Raw genomic sequence first — 13,586 nt, forward strand, 5'->3', positions numbered from 1 at the left:
GCTATTATAAGGAGCATACATCTTCATTCTTGATCGCCAGCAAAGTGTTTGCAATTGACAGGCATTGATCATATGGCAGGACCTGTTCGAACGAAAACTCGAAAACGGACTGGATCCTGGCGGCGATTTTATCTCCCTCATTGTAATCATGGACAGCCTGGAGGATGTCTGCGATTTCCGGATCGAACTGGCCTTCGCCAACATTGAAGGGATCCCATTTATTCAAAACATCGATTAATTTATAGCTAAGTTCTTTCGATTCCAATCCAATCACCTGATTATTTTTTAAAAATATTTTATCATAAGTTTAGGGTCAGATAAATTTTTCAGGAAAAAGGCGGTGCGTACATATGGAAAGAATAGTTTTTGACAAGGTAGTCGACCGGAGCAACACGCATTCAGTGAAATGGGATGCTGTCGGAAAAGTTTTCGGCAAAGACGATGTCCTGCCGATGTGGGTCGCGGATATGGATTTCCATCCTCCTAAGGCTGTCACTGATGCATTGAAGGACCGGATTGACCACGGTATATTCGGATATACTTTTGTCCCGATGTCGGTGACAGAAGCCATCCAGGACTGGATGAAGAAGCGCCATGACTGTGAGTTCAAGAAGTCATCCATCCTTTTCAGCGAAGGCGTCGTCCCTTCAATCAGCACGGCGATTCGCGCTTATACAGAAAAAGGCGATAAGGTGCTCGTTCACTCTCCTGTGTACACGCCATTTTTCAACATGGTCAAGAATAATAACCGGACTCTGGTCACTTCGAATTTAGTGGTTGAAAAAGGCCGATTTGAAATGGACTTTGCAGATTTTGAAGCCAAGCTTCAGGATGATGTGAAGATGTTCATTCTCTGCAACCCGCATAATCCAGGGGGGCGGGTATGGACGAGGGAGGAACTGGAGAAAATCGGCAACCTGTGCGTGAAGCATGGCGTTCTGATTGTTTCAGATGAAATCCATTCAGATTTGGTGTTCAAGCCTAATGTCCATATTCCGATTGCTTCAATCAAGGAAGAGTTCAGGGAGATTACAACCACCTTCGTTGCGCCAAGCAAAACTTTCAACCTAGCAGGACTTCAGGCATCCGCTGCACTGATCCCGAACAAGGAGCTGAAGGCGAAATTCAAGGAGGTCCAGGAGCAGCAGGGCTTTTTCACATTGAACGCCTTTGCGATTGCCGGTATGGAAGCTGCCTACCGGGAAGGAGAGGAATGGCTCGAGGAATTGCTTGTCTACCTCGATGAGAATATGAAAATCACCACTGACTTTATTGCTGAACACCTGCCAGCGCTCAAACCAATGAAGGCGCATGCGACTTACCTTCTCTGGATCGACTGCCGCGAGCTTGGTTTAAGCGATGAAGAGATCAAGAATCAGCTTTTGGAAAAAGGAAAACTGGGGCTCGAACCAGGAACGAAATATGGCGAAGGCGGTGAAGGCTTCGTCCGGATGAACCTCGCCTGCCCGCGGGAAACCTTATACGAAGGACTTGAAAGATTGAAAAAGGCATTCTGCTAGACTTTTTAAAACAAAAATGGAGCCGTCCCATTCGGGATAGCTCCATTTTTATGCGCTCACTTCCAGCGCCTCGTAATATGGCTCCAAGGAATAGCCGATAATTGTATCCATGAATGAATGCAGTTTTTCCGGAATCAGCATGCGCGCGTAATCCCAGGCATTCCTCTCAATCTGAAGGGCAATCCTCTTCTTCAGCACATCGTTGCCGGCTTCCTCCATCTTCTGGATCAGCTCCGCAAGTTCACGATCCTCTGCATGCCCAATCTCATGAGCAAACACAATGGCAAGATACTCTTCAAAATGATCCAATGACGAAAAGACCTGCAGGCATTGTGCCTTGATCTCCTCAATATATAACGTAATCGTATGACTTCCAAAATTATATTTCCCGCCCGCAAAACGGTCTCCCGGGAAAAACTCCTCAAGCTCAACTTGAACACTGCTGCCAGATTGGACAAGAATCCTTTCGACTATCTTCTCTATCTGTATGTTTTTCAATTCATACCCCTACTCTTGATTTTAGAATATAAATTGTATTATAACGTTTTAGTGAAATAATGAAAAGGTGGCATTTACCCTGGATTTGTTGTTGGTAAACCTTATTTTCAACTAATTTGGTACATTTAGGCTCTGTCAAATCAGACTGTTGATTTTCGATAACTTAATGGATTGACAATTATTTGAACTCCATTAAACTAAAATTAGTTCTACCCACGATTTTTCTCGGAATATTACTGCCCCGCAATTCTTTTGATTACTCTTCTTCCATGGAGGCAATATTTACCCTCTTTTTTTGCTATCACCTACCTTGTTAATTTTCACAAAAATTCATCAGAAAAATAATGAATCGAAATGGAGATAGATTTTATTGATTGCCTATGCTTTGAATATTCTTTTAGATAGGAGAGAGATGGATGGGTTTTGAAGAAGAATACCAGACCTTTTTGAATGCTCACTTACAGGCAAGAACCGGTGAACGGTTGCGCCGCCTGCAAGAAGGTCACAAGCAGGCTGAAATGTTGTTTTTGAAGCAAGTATGGTGGCCATTATTTTACCAATTCAAGCATCTACACCCTGAATATGAAGTGGATGATTTCAAGGATGGAAAAAGGTATTTGGATTTTGCATATATCCGCCCCGGCATCCGGATTTGTTTTGAGGTGGACGGATATGGCCCTCACCTAAAGAACATCAGCAGATGGCAATATTCCGATAATCTGGAACGTCAAAACCAGCTGGTAATTGATAGATGGACCGTGATCCGCTTTTCTTTTGACCAAGTGAAAGAGAATCCCCGTAGATGCCAACAGGTTGTTCAGCAAGTGATAGGCCGATGGCTGGGTGATGAGTTAGACCAGACATCTCTGTCCTTTCTTGAAAAGGAAGTACTTCGGCTAGTAATACGAAAGGGAAAAGACATAACCCCTATAGAATTCGAGAAGTATTTAAATCTAAGTGACAAGACTGTAAAAAAAGTACTTTCTCAATTAGTAGATAAAAAGATGCTGATCCCGCATCTGGAACCAAGAGAATCCGCTCTTATCGATTAGGTGATCAGGTTAAGGACCCGGTTAGATAAATAGACGGAGGAATTCCGCTTAAATAAAAATATTCATCAAAAATAGCTCAAATAGGCGGAAAAATTCCGCTTATTGATTAAAAAAGCGTGAAAATGTGGTATTTAATATTGCATAAGCGGAAAATCTCCCCTTATTTACGTCTAAATGAACTGCATTTTGTATTTAGCCGGAAATTTTCCGGTTATTTTTTCCTTTAAGGAGTTTCGTTAATCAAAAGGAAGAAAGTATCGGTGAGCCACATCATAAATTAATTTTGATCTAGTCATTAGTCAATATTTCATACATATCGACACTTCCTTCTTCAAAATCCATTTTTAAACTTCAACATTTTCCTCAATTATTCACCCACAAAAAAAAGAACAGCCAGTGAATCAGCTGTTCTCGTTTGTATCATTCAATCGCTTCATGATTTCCTGTTCTTGTTCTTTTGCTTTCTGGGCTTCTTTCTTCGATACTTTGATGATGAATCGCATCGTTAGGATGGCCCCGATCAGGAATACGAGTGAGGTGATCGCGGCGGGGATATATTCTGTCTTGTCTTCCGGGAAATATAAAAACAATGAGATGACTAACCACTTACTCATTCTCATCTTCCTTTCATCTGCTCTCCAAACATTATAGCAAGGTTTGGAGCTTCGTCCAACCGCGAACAGCTTCTTATTTTAGTACATTGATTTTTTTGATGACGACATCTTTTTCTGGCTTGTCCGCGGCACCTGTAGGAACAGCAGCGATTTTGTCAACGACATCCATGCCTTCAATTACCTGGCCGAAGACGGTGTGTCTGTGATCAAGGTGAGGCGCGCCGCCACTTTCATACATCTTAAGGACTTCCTCATTTTCATACAACTTCAAGACTTCTTCAGGGTAACCTGCCTGCTTTAACTTCTCTGGGAAACTAGCATCCAGTTCCTTGTTCTGGACGATGAAGAATTGGCTGCCATTTGTGTTCGGGCCGGAGTTGGCCATTGATAATGCGCCGCGGATATTAAAGAGCTGTTTTGAGAACTCATCTTCGAAAGGACCATCGTAAATGCTCTCGCCTCCGATGCCTGTTCCTTGTGGATCGCCGCCCTGGATCATGAACCCATCAATGACGCGGTGGAAGATGATGCCTTCATAGTAGCCATCTTCACTATGCTTGATAAAGTTTTCAACGGCTTTTGGCGCCTGTTCAGGGAATAGCTTGATTTTGATTTTTCCCATCGAGGTGACCATTTCAACAAGTCTCTCGTTATCCTGGACTTCTGCTGTGGCTTGAGGATAGTCAAGATTCTCCTCTGCTGCCTGTCCGCCGTTCGATGTTTCTTCCTTAGGCTTGTCCGCCTCCTGCTTCTCCCCGGCGGTGCCGCAGCCTGCAAGAACGATCATCATTGAAAATAATACTGCCATTATTTTTTTAGTCATTATATGTATCCCTCCTATAGACACTTTAAACGATTGCAAAATGTTTTGCATCTCTGATATTTGCTATAATAAAAGAAATCCAAGATTCCGAAAGGGGCATCTTCATGGCTGAATTGAATATTGGCGACCAAGTGACCGCCATTTATAAAACCGGAAAGTACATAGGTGAAATCACGGAACGGCGCCCGCAGCATTATCTAGTGCGCGTCCTCGCTGTCGCGAAGCATCCGATGCAGGGCGACCTTCACAATCCTAAGGACGCAGCGGTAGGGTTTTTCCATGAACGGAAAGCACTATCCTTCCGCGAACAGGCAAACATCCCGGAAAAAATGGTCAAGCCATTCGAGGGTGAAATACCCGATTACCTTGAATCATTAAAAGAAGCAACAGGCAAGCTTCGTGCTGAACTCGAAGCCGATGATTCCACGTGGGCCCAGCAAAGCATGAGAAACCTGGATTCGCTGGAAAAAGATTATTTCAGGAATCAGTGAATACGCAAAAAGCCAGATTGTTCATTCCAATCTGGCTTTTTTATGCGAATTTATTGAGCAGTTTCGAGAAATCAACCATGTCCCCGATTGTTGCGGGTTCTGGCTTCTGGAGATATTGTTTGTCTTTCTCCACGAGCTTGTAAATATGGTAAGTCGTAAGCGCATCATCCAGGGCGCGGTGATGTTTCCCGGTTCCTTCCCTTCCATATTCCTGTACTGCCTTCCAAAGACCCGTCTGATTCTGGTCGCCAAAGAATCGCTTATACTCCATCGAAAGATCGATCTGCTTACCTGGCAGCGGAAAACCGACCGAAGCCTGCTGGCAATTTTGCTGCAGCACCTTCATGTCCATATTCCCCCAGGTCACGATCTGGCAATTCTTGTTCCCGCCAAGTGACTTGAGCTTCTCCACCAAATCCTTGAACAGGATCCCGGAGTTTACCTGTTCCTGGGAGATATTCAGGAATGAACGGCAGCGTTCCGTCAAAATTGGAAACCGCATTGGTTTTACATAAGATGAGAATTCTTCAATCACCTTATTGTTCTCGACAAGGACGGCCCCTGCTTCGATGATTTCCTGGTAAAATCCCTGTCTTCTGCTGTTCCGGTCAGGCATCGTGAATTCAAAGTCAATAAATAATGTTGTCCTTTCTTTTTCGCTCATGCTTCCCCAACTTTCTGAAAAGCCAGTAGTTGTATGTAACCAGTATATGCTTTTCGCTGCATTATTTTTTCTATTATAGCACGTTTCTTAACATTTTTTTTAATTTTCTGCATTTTAAGCTTGTCATTTTTTTGACAGTGCAAAAGAAATTAATATTTTCAGCCTCGCTCCGATATTATGAGGAGTGACAGTTCACATTTTGAGGGAAGAAAGGAATCACCGTGCGTATTTTTACAGGCTATCTTATGATCTTTCTATTGGTTCCCGCTTTCATGGCGGTTGTCATATTGACCTCTACAGAAGCAGGCAAGGCTGTCAGCTTCAATGAAACATTGGATGAAAAGATCGACCTCTCGGGGACAAAGCTTTCGGAGACGAGTTACATCCTGGCAGCAAACGGCGAGGTGATCACCGAAATTTACCGGCCGATGAACAGGAGTTATGCAGAGGGGCAGGAAATCCCCGATTTCATAAAAGAGGTGTTCATTGTTTCTGAAGACCGTAATTTTGAAAAACATCCCGGTTTTGACCTGCCCGCGATCGGCCGGGCATTCGCCATCAACATGCAGGCAGATGGAATCCAGCAGGGCGCAAGCACGATTACGCAGCAGCTTGCCAGGAACCAGTATTTGAACCACCATGAATCCTATAACCGGAAGCTGAGCGAGGTTTTATATGCATACCAGCTTGAGAGGACTTTTTCAAAAAAAGAGATTCTTGAGCAGTATTTAAATGCGATTTATTTTCATAATAATGCGTATGGAATCAAGGCTGCGGCAGATGTTTATTTTAAAAAGCAACCCTTGGAGCTGTCGGAGGCGGAACAGGCATTCCTTGCCGCCATCCCTAATAACCCGACCTATTATAATCCAATCAAGCACTTCAAGCGGACTAAAGCGCGGCAGGAAAGGCTGATCGACCAGCTTGCACAAACCGGAAAAATCAGCGCAGAAAAAGCTAAGGAATTGAAAACGGAGCCCATTTTGCTGAAGGTTGATTCCCGTAAAGATCTGTATCCTGATTATTCATCTTATGCCCTTTTCGAACTTCGGGATCTGATTGCTCATAAGGAAAAGATCGAGGATCCAGAGGAGTTAAGCCTGAAGATCGAGGAATTGTTGCGCTCAGGCGTCACAATCTACACAGGTCTTGATATTGACAGGCAGACAGAGGCTGTCCGGGCGATCTCAGCCCATCTGCCGGATGCATCGGTTCAGGGGGCAGCAGCTGTCATAAATCATGAGAATGGCAGGATCGTTGCTCTCGCTGGAGGAAAAAAATATCATAGCGGCGATTTCAATAGAGCATTCCAGGCATTCCGCCAGCCGGGATCAGCCATCAAGCCTCTACTCGTGTACGCTCCCTATTTCGAACGATATGCCGCCAGCATCGATTCAAAGATTAATGCCGGCTCTCTTTGCATAAAGGGATATTGCCCGAAAAACTATGGAGGTGCTGCCTATGGGATGGTTCCCCTTGAAAAAGCGTTCACCCGTTCGTATAACACCCCGGCAGTAAGGATATTGCAGGAAGTAGGCGTTGATGAAGCGTTCAGTGATCTTCAGGCTTTCAAATTCAAAAATGTGACAAACCAGGATCATGTCCCCGCAGCAGCCGTAGGCGGATTCACGACCGGGGTAAGCCCGCTTGAGCTGACGTCCGCTTATACGGTATTCAGCAATAAAGGATTCTATCTGACACCGCGGGCAATTGTGAAAGTAACCAACCAGGCGGGCGAGCTCCTTTATAAATGGGATGAGGAACCAGCCCAGGTGTGGAATCCAGGCACCATCGAAAAAGTAAGATCCCTTATGCAAAAAACCGTTTCCTCGGGAACAGCAAGAAAAGCGGCCAGTGTCGGTCCGGAAGCCGGCGGAAAGACCGGGACCACAAATGACTACAAGGATTTCTGGTTCATCGGCTTCAACGGTCCGTTTACCGCAGGAGTCTGGGTCGGCAAAGACATGCCGCAAAGCATGGAAGCCATCAACAATCAGTCACCCCATCTGCTGATCTGGCGTGACATCATGAAAAAGTAAACCGGGCCCATGCCCGGTTTTTCCCTATAAAAAATGCCAACCAAATGAATTGGTCGGCATTTAAATCGGCAAGCTTGCGAGCAGGCTGTTGTATACTTTCACCGCCAGGTAGACTACACCAAGTACGAGGGTGCTCCAGAGGATGGTCTGGAAGAAAACCGTTCCGATCAATCCTGCCATTGTAAGCTTGGGGCTGATTTTATAGACAAAATAAATGAAATAAATCATGGTGGCCAATAAGAATATAGCCCCAATTCCGATGAAACTGAAAAAGCTGACCAGCGCTGCAATCCCGCCTGCAAAATAAATGACCGAACCTTTGCGGATTACTTTCAGGCTTTCACCATCGTGATCGACCGAAAAAAATAACAGGCTGACCTCATTGATCGTATCCGCAATCAGCTTCAGGGCAGCGAATACCATAAAAAAAACGACCATCAATAAGGCAAGCAATGACAGCTTGATGCCAGTGTCCGAAAAAAATTCCATCATGCCATCATAAACCCCGGCATTTTTAAGGATAGACAGCAGCTCGATCTCCGTGCGGACGGAAAGAGCCAAACTGAACATCAGGATGGAAATCAAAGGAAAGTAACTTGTAAAATAAGCATTCTTCATGTTGGGTGTTCACTCAATTCCTGCGTATTCCTATCATTCCTCATTATGAAAGAAATGGAGAACGCTGGCAATAAAAACAAAAAAAAAAAAGCCCCTTAAAGGAACTTTTATTTTTTTGAAACCTTTTCGCTTTTCATCCGTATGAACAGGTTGGAGTTATTGCGGCACAATCCGGACGTATTCTCTTGAACCGAATGGAATGAATTCAGCTGTTTCAACCTCGTCCATATCTGATTGCTGGACATTCAGCACTCCAGGTCCTTTATTTGACAACTCATTGTCATCCCTTTGATCGAGAAACATGAACCCCGTTAACAAACTCAGGAATATCCCAACGCATACAATCAGCTTTCGGGCCATGGCTTATCCCCCCTATTCACTGTTAGTATGCATAATCAATCAGGATTTTATTCACCCTCGAACAAAGAGGAATACGGGAAGTGATCTAGCCATCTGCAGGAGTCCGATTGAGAAAACCTTGATTATCAAGGGCGTTGACATGCATCCCCATCTTTTTTACGATATAATTTTCTCATCAGTGAGTTATGGGCATGAACTTGGGTTAAATGGCAAAAAATATAATGTTAAGCCATTAAATTGGAATTAAATAAGGAGGTATTATCATTTGTCTTTACTACACCTTGCAGTTTTATCACCGCTTTTACTCGCGATCTTAATTCCATTTTTACATAAGTATTTCAAGAGTATCCATACGGGCTGGTTCCTGCTGCCGCTTCCGGCCGTGCTGTTCGCGTACTTCCTGCGGTTCATCGGCACTACTGGCCATGGCGGCACTGTCATGGAAACGGTGCCCTGGATTTCATCGCTTGGGATTGATTTCGCGCTGAAAGTTGACGGCCTCGGGCTGCTTTTCGCCCTGCTGATCACCGGAATTGGCGCTCTTGTTGTGCTATATTCGATTTATTATCTGTCTCCGGACAAGGAAAAGCTGAATACATTCTATGTCTACTTGCTTTTGTTCATGGGCGCGATGCTCGGCGTTGTCTTGTCGGACAACCTGATTGTGCTGTATACGTTCTGGGAATTGACGAGCTTTTCATCATTCCTGTTGATTGGCTACTGGAACCAGCGTGAACGTTCACGCTATGGTGCCCAAAAATCGATGCTGATCACTGTTTTCGGTGGATTATCGATGCTCGGGGGAATCCTGATGCTCTATATCATCACCGGAACCTTCAGCATTTCCGAAACAATCGCAATGTCCAATCAAGTCATCAATCATCCTTTATTTACCGCGACCCTGATTTTGTTCTTGCTTGGTGCTTTTACAAAATCAGCGCAGTTCCCGTTCCACATCTGGCTGCCTGATGCCATGGAGGCTCCTACTCCTGTCAGTGCGTATCTGCACTCGGCAACGATGGTTAAGGCCGGTATTTATCTTGTCGCACGAATGACGCCGGTTTTTGCCCATTCAGGCACGTGGGTGTGGCTCGTTGCCGGAGTCGGTGTGCTCACATTGTTCTGGGGTTCTTTTTCTGCGGTAAAACAGACCGATTTAAAAGCAATTCTTGCATTCTCAACTGTCAGCCAGCTTGGCATGATCATGTCGCTTCTTGGCGCTGGTGCTGCTGCGCTGCATTATGGCACGATTAAGGATGGCTACTATATAGTTGCGGTCACAGCCGCTGTCTTCCATCTGATCAATCACGCCACGTTCAAAGGAAGCCTGTTCATGGTGACAGGAATCATCGACCATGAAACTGGGACAAGGGATATCCGCAAGCTTGGCGGTTTGATGAACTTCATGCCGATCACATTTACGCTTGCCATCATCGGAACCTTCTCGATGGCCGGAATTCCGCCATTCAACGGATTCCTGAGTAAGGAAATGTTCTTTACAGGCATGCTTCGAGTGGCTGAAATGGATATTTTCAATATGGATACGTGGGGAGTCCTGTTCCCGGTCATTGCCTGGACAGCAAGTGTGTTCACATTCCTTTACAGTATGATGTATGTATTCAAGACCTTCACGGGCAAGTACCAGCCTGAAAAACTGGAAAAGAAACCGCATGAAGCACCAATCGGCATGCTGATTTCGCCAGTCATCCTGGCATCACTCGTGATCATTTTCGGTATTTTCCCGAATGTACTTTCACACAACATCATATCGCCGGCAATGGGAGCCATCCTGCCATCACTCCTGGAAAACGGTGAAGGCTTTGACGTCGACATCTCACACTGGCACGGTCCGACAGCGGAATTGTTCATGACGATCGGTGTCATTACGATTGGAATTCTGCTCTATAAGTTCATGCCAAAATGGACTGGCGTTTATCGCAAATTCCCGGAACGTCTTGCGTTGAATCATTTTTATGACCGCGGCCTGGAACTTATCCAGCTCGCGTCCAAAAATGTCACGAAGTCTTATATGACAGGGTTCATCAGATCCTATCTCGTGTACATTTTCTCATTCTTTATCCTGATCCTGGCATCGACGCTATTCTATAAAAATGCATTTAAAATGGACTTCAGCGAGATCGCCCCAGTTCACATTATCGAAGTCATCCTGGTGTTAATCATTGCTGTATCATCGATTATGATTTTATTCGCCAAATCAAGATTGACTTCGATCATCCTGCTTGGTGCAGTCGGCTATACAGTTGCATTATTCTTCGTCATTTTCCGGGCGCCTGACCTTGCACTGACCCAGCTTGTGATCGAAACGGTTTCTGTAGCGCTGTTCCTGCTGGCGTTTTATCACTTGCCACAGATCAGAAGGAACGAGGAGCGGATTCGCTTCAGGGCAACGAACGCGGTGATCGCGATCGGCGTCGGAGCGATCGTGACGATGATTGCCTTATCTGCCCACAGCAACAAGATGTTCCGCTCGATTTCTGAGTATTATGTGGAAAACACTTATAAGAAAGCTGGCGGCGAAAATATGGTCAACGTCATCCTTGTTGATTTCCGCGGCTTTGATACCATGTTTGAAATTACCGTCCTTGGCATCGCTGCCCTTGGGATTTTCGCGATGATCAAGCTTCGGCTGACGAGGGGGAAAGAATTGGATGAAAACAAATGATATAATCCTCCAGACTGTTACAAAGTTCACCCTGTTTGTCATCATCCTCTTTTCCATCCACCTGTTTTTTGCGGGCCACTACCATCCAGGCGGTGGATTTATTGGCGGATTGATGACTTCAGGGGCGATTGTCCTGCTTCTGCTTGCATTCGATATTAAGACAGTTAAGACGATTCTGCCGATCGATTATATTAAAATGGTCGCTGTCGGCCTGCTTTTTGCAATTGGAACCGGTACTGGGGCGTTATTCTTCGATATGCCGTTCCTGACCCATGCGTATACTTACGTAAACTTCCCGCTATTGGGGAAAACATCTTTGCATACAGCGGTATTGTTTGATACAGGGGTCTTCCTTGTTGTCATTGGTGTGACAATGACCATTATTCAAACGATTGGAGAGAGTGAATAATGGAAATCTTAATGGCTTTTCTAATTGGAATATTATTTATGACAGCTACTTACCTCATGCTTTCAAAAAGCTTGCTCAGGATCATTATCGGTACAGGCCTTCTGAGCCACGGTGCCCATCTGCTCCTATTGACGATGGGAGGCCTGAAGACAGGCGCAGCTCCCCTCTTGGGACAACATGCTTCCTCCTATGTCGATCCGCTGCCACAGGCACTGATCCTGACGGCGATCGTCATCAGCTTTGGAGTCACAGCCTTCTTCCTTGTTTTGGCCTACCGTGCCTATCAGGAGCTTGGAACAGATAATATGGATCGCTTGAGAGGAAAGGAAGGACATGAATAATTTAATCATCTTACCCATCTTGATTCCTCTGATTACAGGGGTAGTACTTATCTTTTTCACGAAAAACATCCTGGCGCAGCGCTGGATTTCGGCAATAAGCAGCTTCATCACGATCATTGCCGCCTATCTGCTGGCAAACCATGTATATCACAATGGCATCCAAACCATGAATCTCAGCAACTGGGAAGCACCGTACGGAATTACCCTCGTATCGGACATGCTATCTTCCCTGCTAGTTTTGACGACTAGTATCATCGCTTTTGCGGCCTTGATTTACTCTTTTAAATCAATAGGAGAAGCCCGTGAAAAATTTTACTATTACCCTGTCGTCAACTTCCTGATTGTGGGTGTCAACGGAGCATTCACGACAGGCGATATTTTCAACTTGTTTGTATTTTTCGAAGTAATGCTGATGTCTTCCTATGTATTGCTTGTGCTGGGCGGGACAAAAATCCAGCTCCGCGAATCGATTAAATACATACTGGTGAATGTTATTTCATCTGCATTGTTCGTTATCGCTGTCGCCTATCTGTATTCGGTGGTCGGAACGCTGAATATGGCACATATTTCTGTAAGGCTGAGCGAAGTCGGAAACGCAGGCATCATTACGGTGATCGCCGTTTTATTCCTGATCGTCTTCGGTCTGAAGGGCGCGATCTTCCCGCTTTATTTCTGGCTCCCTGGATCGTATTACGCACCGCCTGCGCCAGTCATGGCTCTGTTCGGAGCACTGCTGACAAAAGTCGGTGTCTATTCGATCACCAGGACTTACACGCTGTTCTTTTACCATGATGTCGGCTACACGCATCAATTGCTGCAGATTCTCTCGATCCTGACGATCATCGCCGGGGTCATCGGAGCAATCGCATATACCGACATCAAGAAAATCATCATCTATAACATCATCGTGGCCGTCGGGGTCATCTTGTTCGGGGTCTCGGTCCTGACACCAGAATCTCTCACGGGCTCAGTGTTTTACCTGATTCATGACATGAACATCAAAGCGACACTCTTCCTCTTGATTGGTATCATCATTGCCATTACAGGAACGAGTGACCTGAATAAAATCAGCGGCCTGATCAATGGATATCCTGCTTTAGGATGGACCTACTTCATCGCAGCCCTGGCACTTGCCGGTATTCCTCCGCTCAGCGGATTCGCAGGCAAAATCATGCTGGTCCGTTCGGGCATTGAAAACGGAAGCTATGTTGGTGCGTTCGTCGTCCTTATGTCCAGTCTACTGGTCCTGTTTTCCGTCATGAAAATATTCATCCGGGGCTTCTGGGGAACACCTCGAACCTATAAGGGTGAGGAAAAAGCTCCAGTGAAATGGCTTCTATTCGCACCTGCTGTCCTGACCGCGTTCGCTGTCCTGTACGGCATCGGAACGGAAGCACTCTATCCGGTCATATCCAATGCTGCCGAAACGCTGGCCAATCCGGAAATCTACATCAATGCTGTTTTAAAGGAGTGA

General features: G+C 45.3%; 15 protein-coding genes. 8 read left to right on the top strand and 7 right to left on the bottom strand.

Translation table 11 applies throughout. From position 1 onward, the window contains the following. Positions 1 to 4: 4 nt before the first annotated feature. Positions 5 to 265 carry a DUF1871 family protein gene (locus ACNAZ4_RS11585; protein ID WP_415814581.1) on the bottom strand — a complete coding sequence of 87 codons (261 nt, stop codon included), beginning with the start codon at positions 263 to 265 and terminating at the stop codon, positions 5 to 7. Positions 266 to 350: 85 nt separating this feature from the next. Between ACNAZ4_RS11585 and ACNAZ4_RS11590 the strand changes: the two genes are divergently transcribed. Beyond that, positions 351 to 1,520, top strand: coding sequence for a MalY/PatB family protein (locus ACNAZ4_RS11590; protein ID WP_415814582.1), 1,170 nt, complete (start codon positions 351 to 353; stop codon positions 1,518 to 1,520). Between the two features lie 48 nt (positions 1,521 to 1,568). Here ACNAZ4_RS11590 and ACNAZ4_RS11595 read toward each other — a convergent pair whose 3' ends face one another. Next, complete coding sequence (locus ACNAZ4_RS11595) at positions 1,569 to 2,018, bottom strand: hypothetical protein (RefSeq protein WP_415814583.1); 450 nt, start codon at positions 2,016 to 2,018, stop codon at positions 1,569 to 1,571. A gap of 416 nt (positions 2,019 to 2,434) precedes the next feature. On the opposite strand from ACNAZ4_RS11595, the gene ACNAZ4_RS11600 reads away from it, so the two are divergent. Then, positions 2,435 to 3,070 (top strand): DNA-binding response regulator, encoded by a 636-nt coding sequence (locus ACNAZ4_RS11600; protein WP_415814584.1) that lies wholly within the window; start codon positions 2,435 to 2,437, stop codon positions 3,068 to 3,070. 401 nt (positions 3,071 to 3,471) lie between these two features. Here the strand turns inward: ACNAZ4_RS11600 and ACNAZ4_RS11605 are convergent, their stop codons facing one another. Both ACNAZ4_RS11605 and ACNAZ4_RS11610 read right to left on the bottom strand, forming a co-directional pair. Continuing rightward, a complete protein-coding gene (locus ACNAZ4_RS11605) occupies positions 3,472 to 3,684 on the bottom strand; it encodes a hypothetical protein (RefSeq protein ID WP_415814587.1) in 213 nt (70 codons plus the stop codon). 73 nt (positions 3,685 to 3,757) lie between these two features. Further along, positions 3,758 to 4,507, bottom strand: a complete 750-nt coding sequence (locus ACNAZ4_RS11610; RefSeq protein ID WP_415814588.1) for a peptidylprolyl isomerase — start codon at positions 4,505 to 4,507, stop codon at positions 3,758 to 3,760. 104 nt (positions 4,508 to 4,611) lie between these two features. Between ACNAZ4_RS11610 and kapB the strand changes: the two genes are divergently transcribed. Next, a complete protein-coding gene (gene kapB / locus ACNAZ4_RS11615) occupies positions 4,612 to 4,998 on the top strand; it encodes a kinase-associated lipoprotein KapB (protein ID WP_415814589.1) in 387 nt (128 codons plus the stop codon). 40 nt (positions 4,999 to 5,038) lie between these two features. Here kapB and kapD read toward each other — a convergent pair whose 3' ends face one another. Then, positions 5,039 to 5,662, bottom strand: a complete 624-nt coding sequence (gene kapD, locus ACNAZ4_RS11620) for a 3'-5' exonuclease KapD (protein ID WP_415814590.1) — start codon at positions 5,660 to 5,662, stop codon at positions 5,039 to 5,041. Positions 5,663 to 5,907: 245 nt separating this feature from the next. On the opposite strand from kapD, the gene ACNAZ4_RS11625 reads away from it, so the two are divergent. After that, the gene (locus tag ACNAZ4_RS11625) at positions 5,908 to 7,701 is read left to right on the top strand and encodes a transglycosylase domain-containing protein (protein ID WP_415814591.1); all 1,794 of its coding nucleotides are present in this window, start codon (positions 5,908 to 5,910) and stop codon (positions 7,699 to 7,701) included. Between the two features lie 60 nt (positions 7,702 to 7,761). On the opposite strand, the gene ACNAZ4_RS11630 is transcribed toward ACNAZ4_RS11625, so the two are convergent. Both ACNAZ4_RS11630 and ACNAZ4_RS11635 read right to left on the bottom strand, forming a co-directional pair. Further along, positions 7,762 to 8,319, bottom strand: coding sequence for a YufK family protein (locus ACNAZ4_RS11630; protein ID WP_415814593.1), 558 nt, complete (start codon positions 8,317 to 8,319; stop codon positions 7,762 to 7,764). Positions 8,320 to 8,475: 156 nt separating this feature from the next. Beyond that, complete coding sequence (locus ACNAZ4_RS11635; RefSeq protein WP_415814595.1) at positions 8,476 to 8,679, bottom strand: hypothetical protein; 204 nt, start codon at positions 8,677 to 8,679, stop codon at positions 8,476 to 8,478. A 265-nt stretch (positions 8,680 to 8,944) separates the two neighbouring features. Between ACNAZ4_RS11635 and ACNAZ4_RS11640 the strand changes: the two genes are divergently transcribed. The 4 genes from ACNAZ4_RS11640 to ACNAZ4_RS11655 are packed head-to-tail and all read left to right on the top strand — an operon-like array spanning position 8,945 to position 13,586. After that, a complete protein-coding gene (locus ACNAZ4_RS11640) occupies positions 8,945 to 11,362 on the top strand; it encodes a Na+/H+ antiporter subunit A (protein WP_415814596.1) in 2,418 nt (805 codons plus the stop codon). Further along, entirely contained in the window at positions 11,349 to 11,771 is a 423-nt protein-coding gene (locus ACNAZ4_RS11645; RefSeq protein ID WP_415814598.1) for a Na(+)/H(+) antiporter subunit B, read from the top strand. Before ACNAZ4_RS11640 ends, ACNAZ4_RS11645 begins: the two co-directional genes overlap by 14 nt. Continuing rightward, positions 11,771 to 12,112 carry a Na(+)/H(+) antiporter subunit C gene (locus tag ACNAZ4_RS11650; RefSeq protein WP_415814599.1) on the top strand — a complete coding sequence of 114 codons (342 nt, stop codon included), beginning with the start codon at positions 11,771 to 11,773 and terminating at the stop codon, positions 12,110 to 12,112. The genes ACNAZ4_RS11645 and ACNAZ4_RS11650 overlap by 1 nt, the downstream gene beginning before the upstream one ends. Continuing rightward, positions 12,105 to 13,586, top strand: a complete 1,482-nt coding sequence (locus ACNAZ4_RS11655; protein ID WP_415814601.1) for a Na+/H+ antiporter subunit D — start codon at positions 12,105 to 12,107, stop codon at positions 13,584 to 13,586. The genes ACNAZ4_RS11650 and ACNAZ4_RS11655 overlap by 8 nt, the downstream gene beginning before the upstream one ends.

Origin of the sequence: Mesobacillus thioparans (assembly GCF_965138835.1) — a bacterium.
Lineage (GTDB): Bacteria > Bacillota > Bacilli > Bacillales > Cytobacillaceae > Mesobacillus > Mesobacillus thioparans.

Bases quoted from the DNA above. Each gene is read 5' to 3' on its own strand.
- ACNAZ4_RS11650 (WP_415814599.1), top strand. From the start codon at position 11,771: ATGGAAATCTTAATGGCTTTTCTAATTGGAATATTATTTATGACAGCT.
- kapB (WP_415814589.1), top strand. From the start codon at position 4,612: ATGGCTGAATTGAATATTGGCGACCAAGTGACCGCCATTTATAAAACC.
- ACNAZ4_RS11590 (WP_415814582.1), top strand. From the start codon at position 351: ATGGAAAGAATAGTTTTTGACAAGGTAGTCGACCGGAGCAACACGCAT.
- kapD (WP_415814590.1), bottom strand. From the start codon at position 5,662: ATGAGCGAAAAAGAAAGGACAACATTATTTATTGACTTTGAATTCACG.
- ACNAZ4_RS11625 (WP_415814591.1), top strand. From the start codon at position 5,908: ATGATCTTTCTATTGGTTCCCGCTTTCATGGCGGTTGTCATATTGACC.
- ACNAZ4_RS11610 (WP_415814588.1), bottom strand. From the start codon at position 4,507: ATGACTAAAAAAATAATGGCAGTATTATTTTCAATGATGATCGTTCTT.
- ACNAZ4_RS11635 (WP_415814595.1), bottom strand. From the start codon at position 8,679: ATGGCCCGAAAGCTGATTGTATGCGTTGGGATATTCCTGAGTTTGTTA.
- ACNAZ4_RS11600 (WP_415814584.1), top strand. From the start codon at position 2,435: ATGGGTTTTGAAGAAGAATACCAGACCTTTTTGAATGCTCACTTACAG.
- ACNAZ4_RS11630 (WP_415814593.1), bottom strand. From the start codon at position 8,319: ATGAAGAATGCTTATTTTACAAGTTACTTTCCTTTGATTTCCATCCTG.
- ACNAZ4_RS11645 (WP_415814598.1), top strand. From the start codon at position 11,349: ATGAAAACAAATGATATAATCCTCCAGACTGTTACAAAGTTCACCCTG.
- ACNAZ4_RS11605 (WP_415814587.1), bottom strand. From the start codon at position 3,684: ATGAGTAAGTGGTTAGTCATCTCATTGTTTTTATATTTCCCGGAAGAC.
- ACNAZ4_RS11655 (WP_415814601.1), top strand. From the start codon at position 12,105: ATGAATAATTTAATCATCTTACCCATCTTGATTCCTCTGATTACAGGG.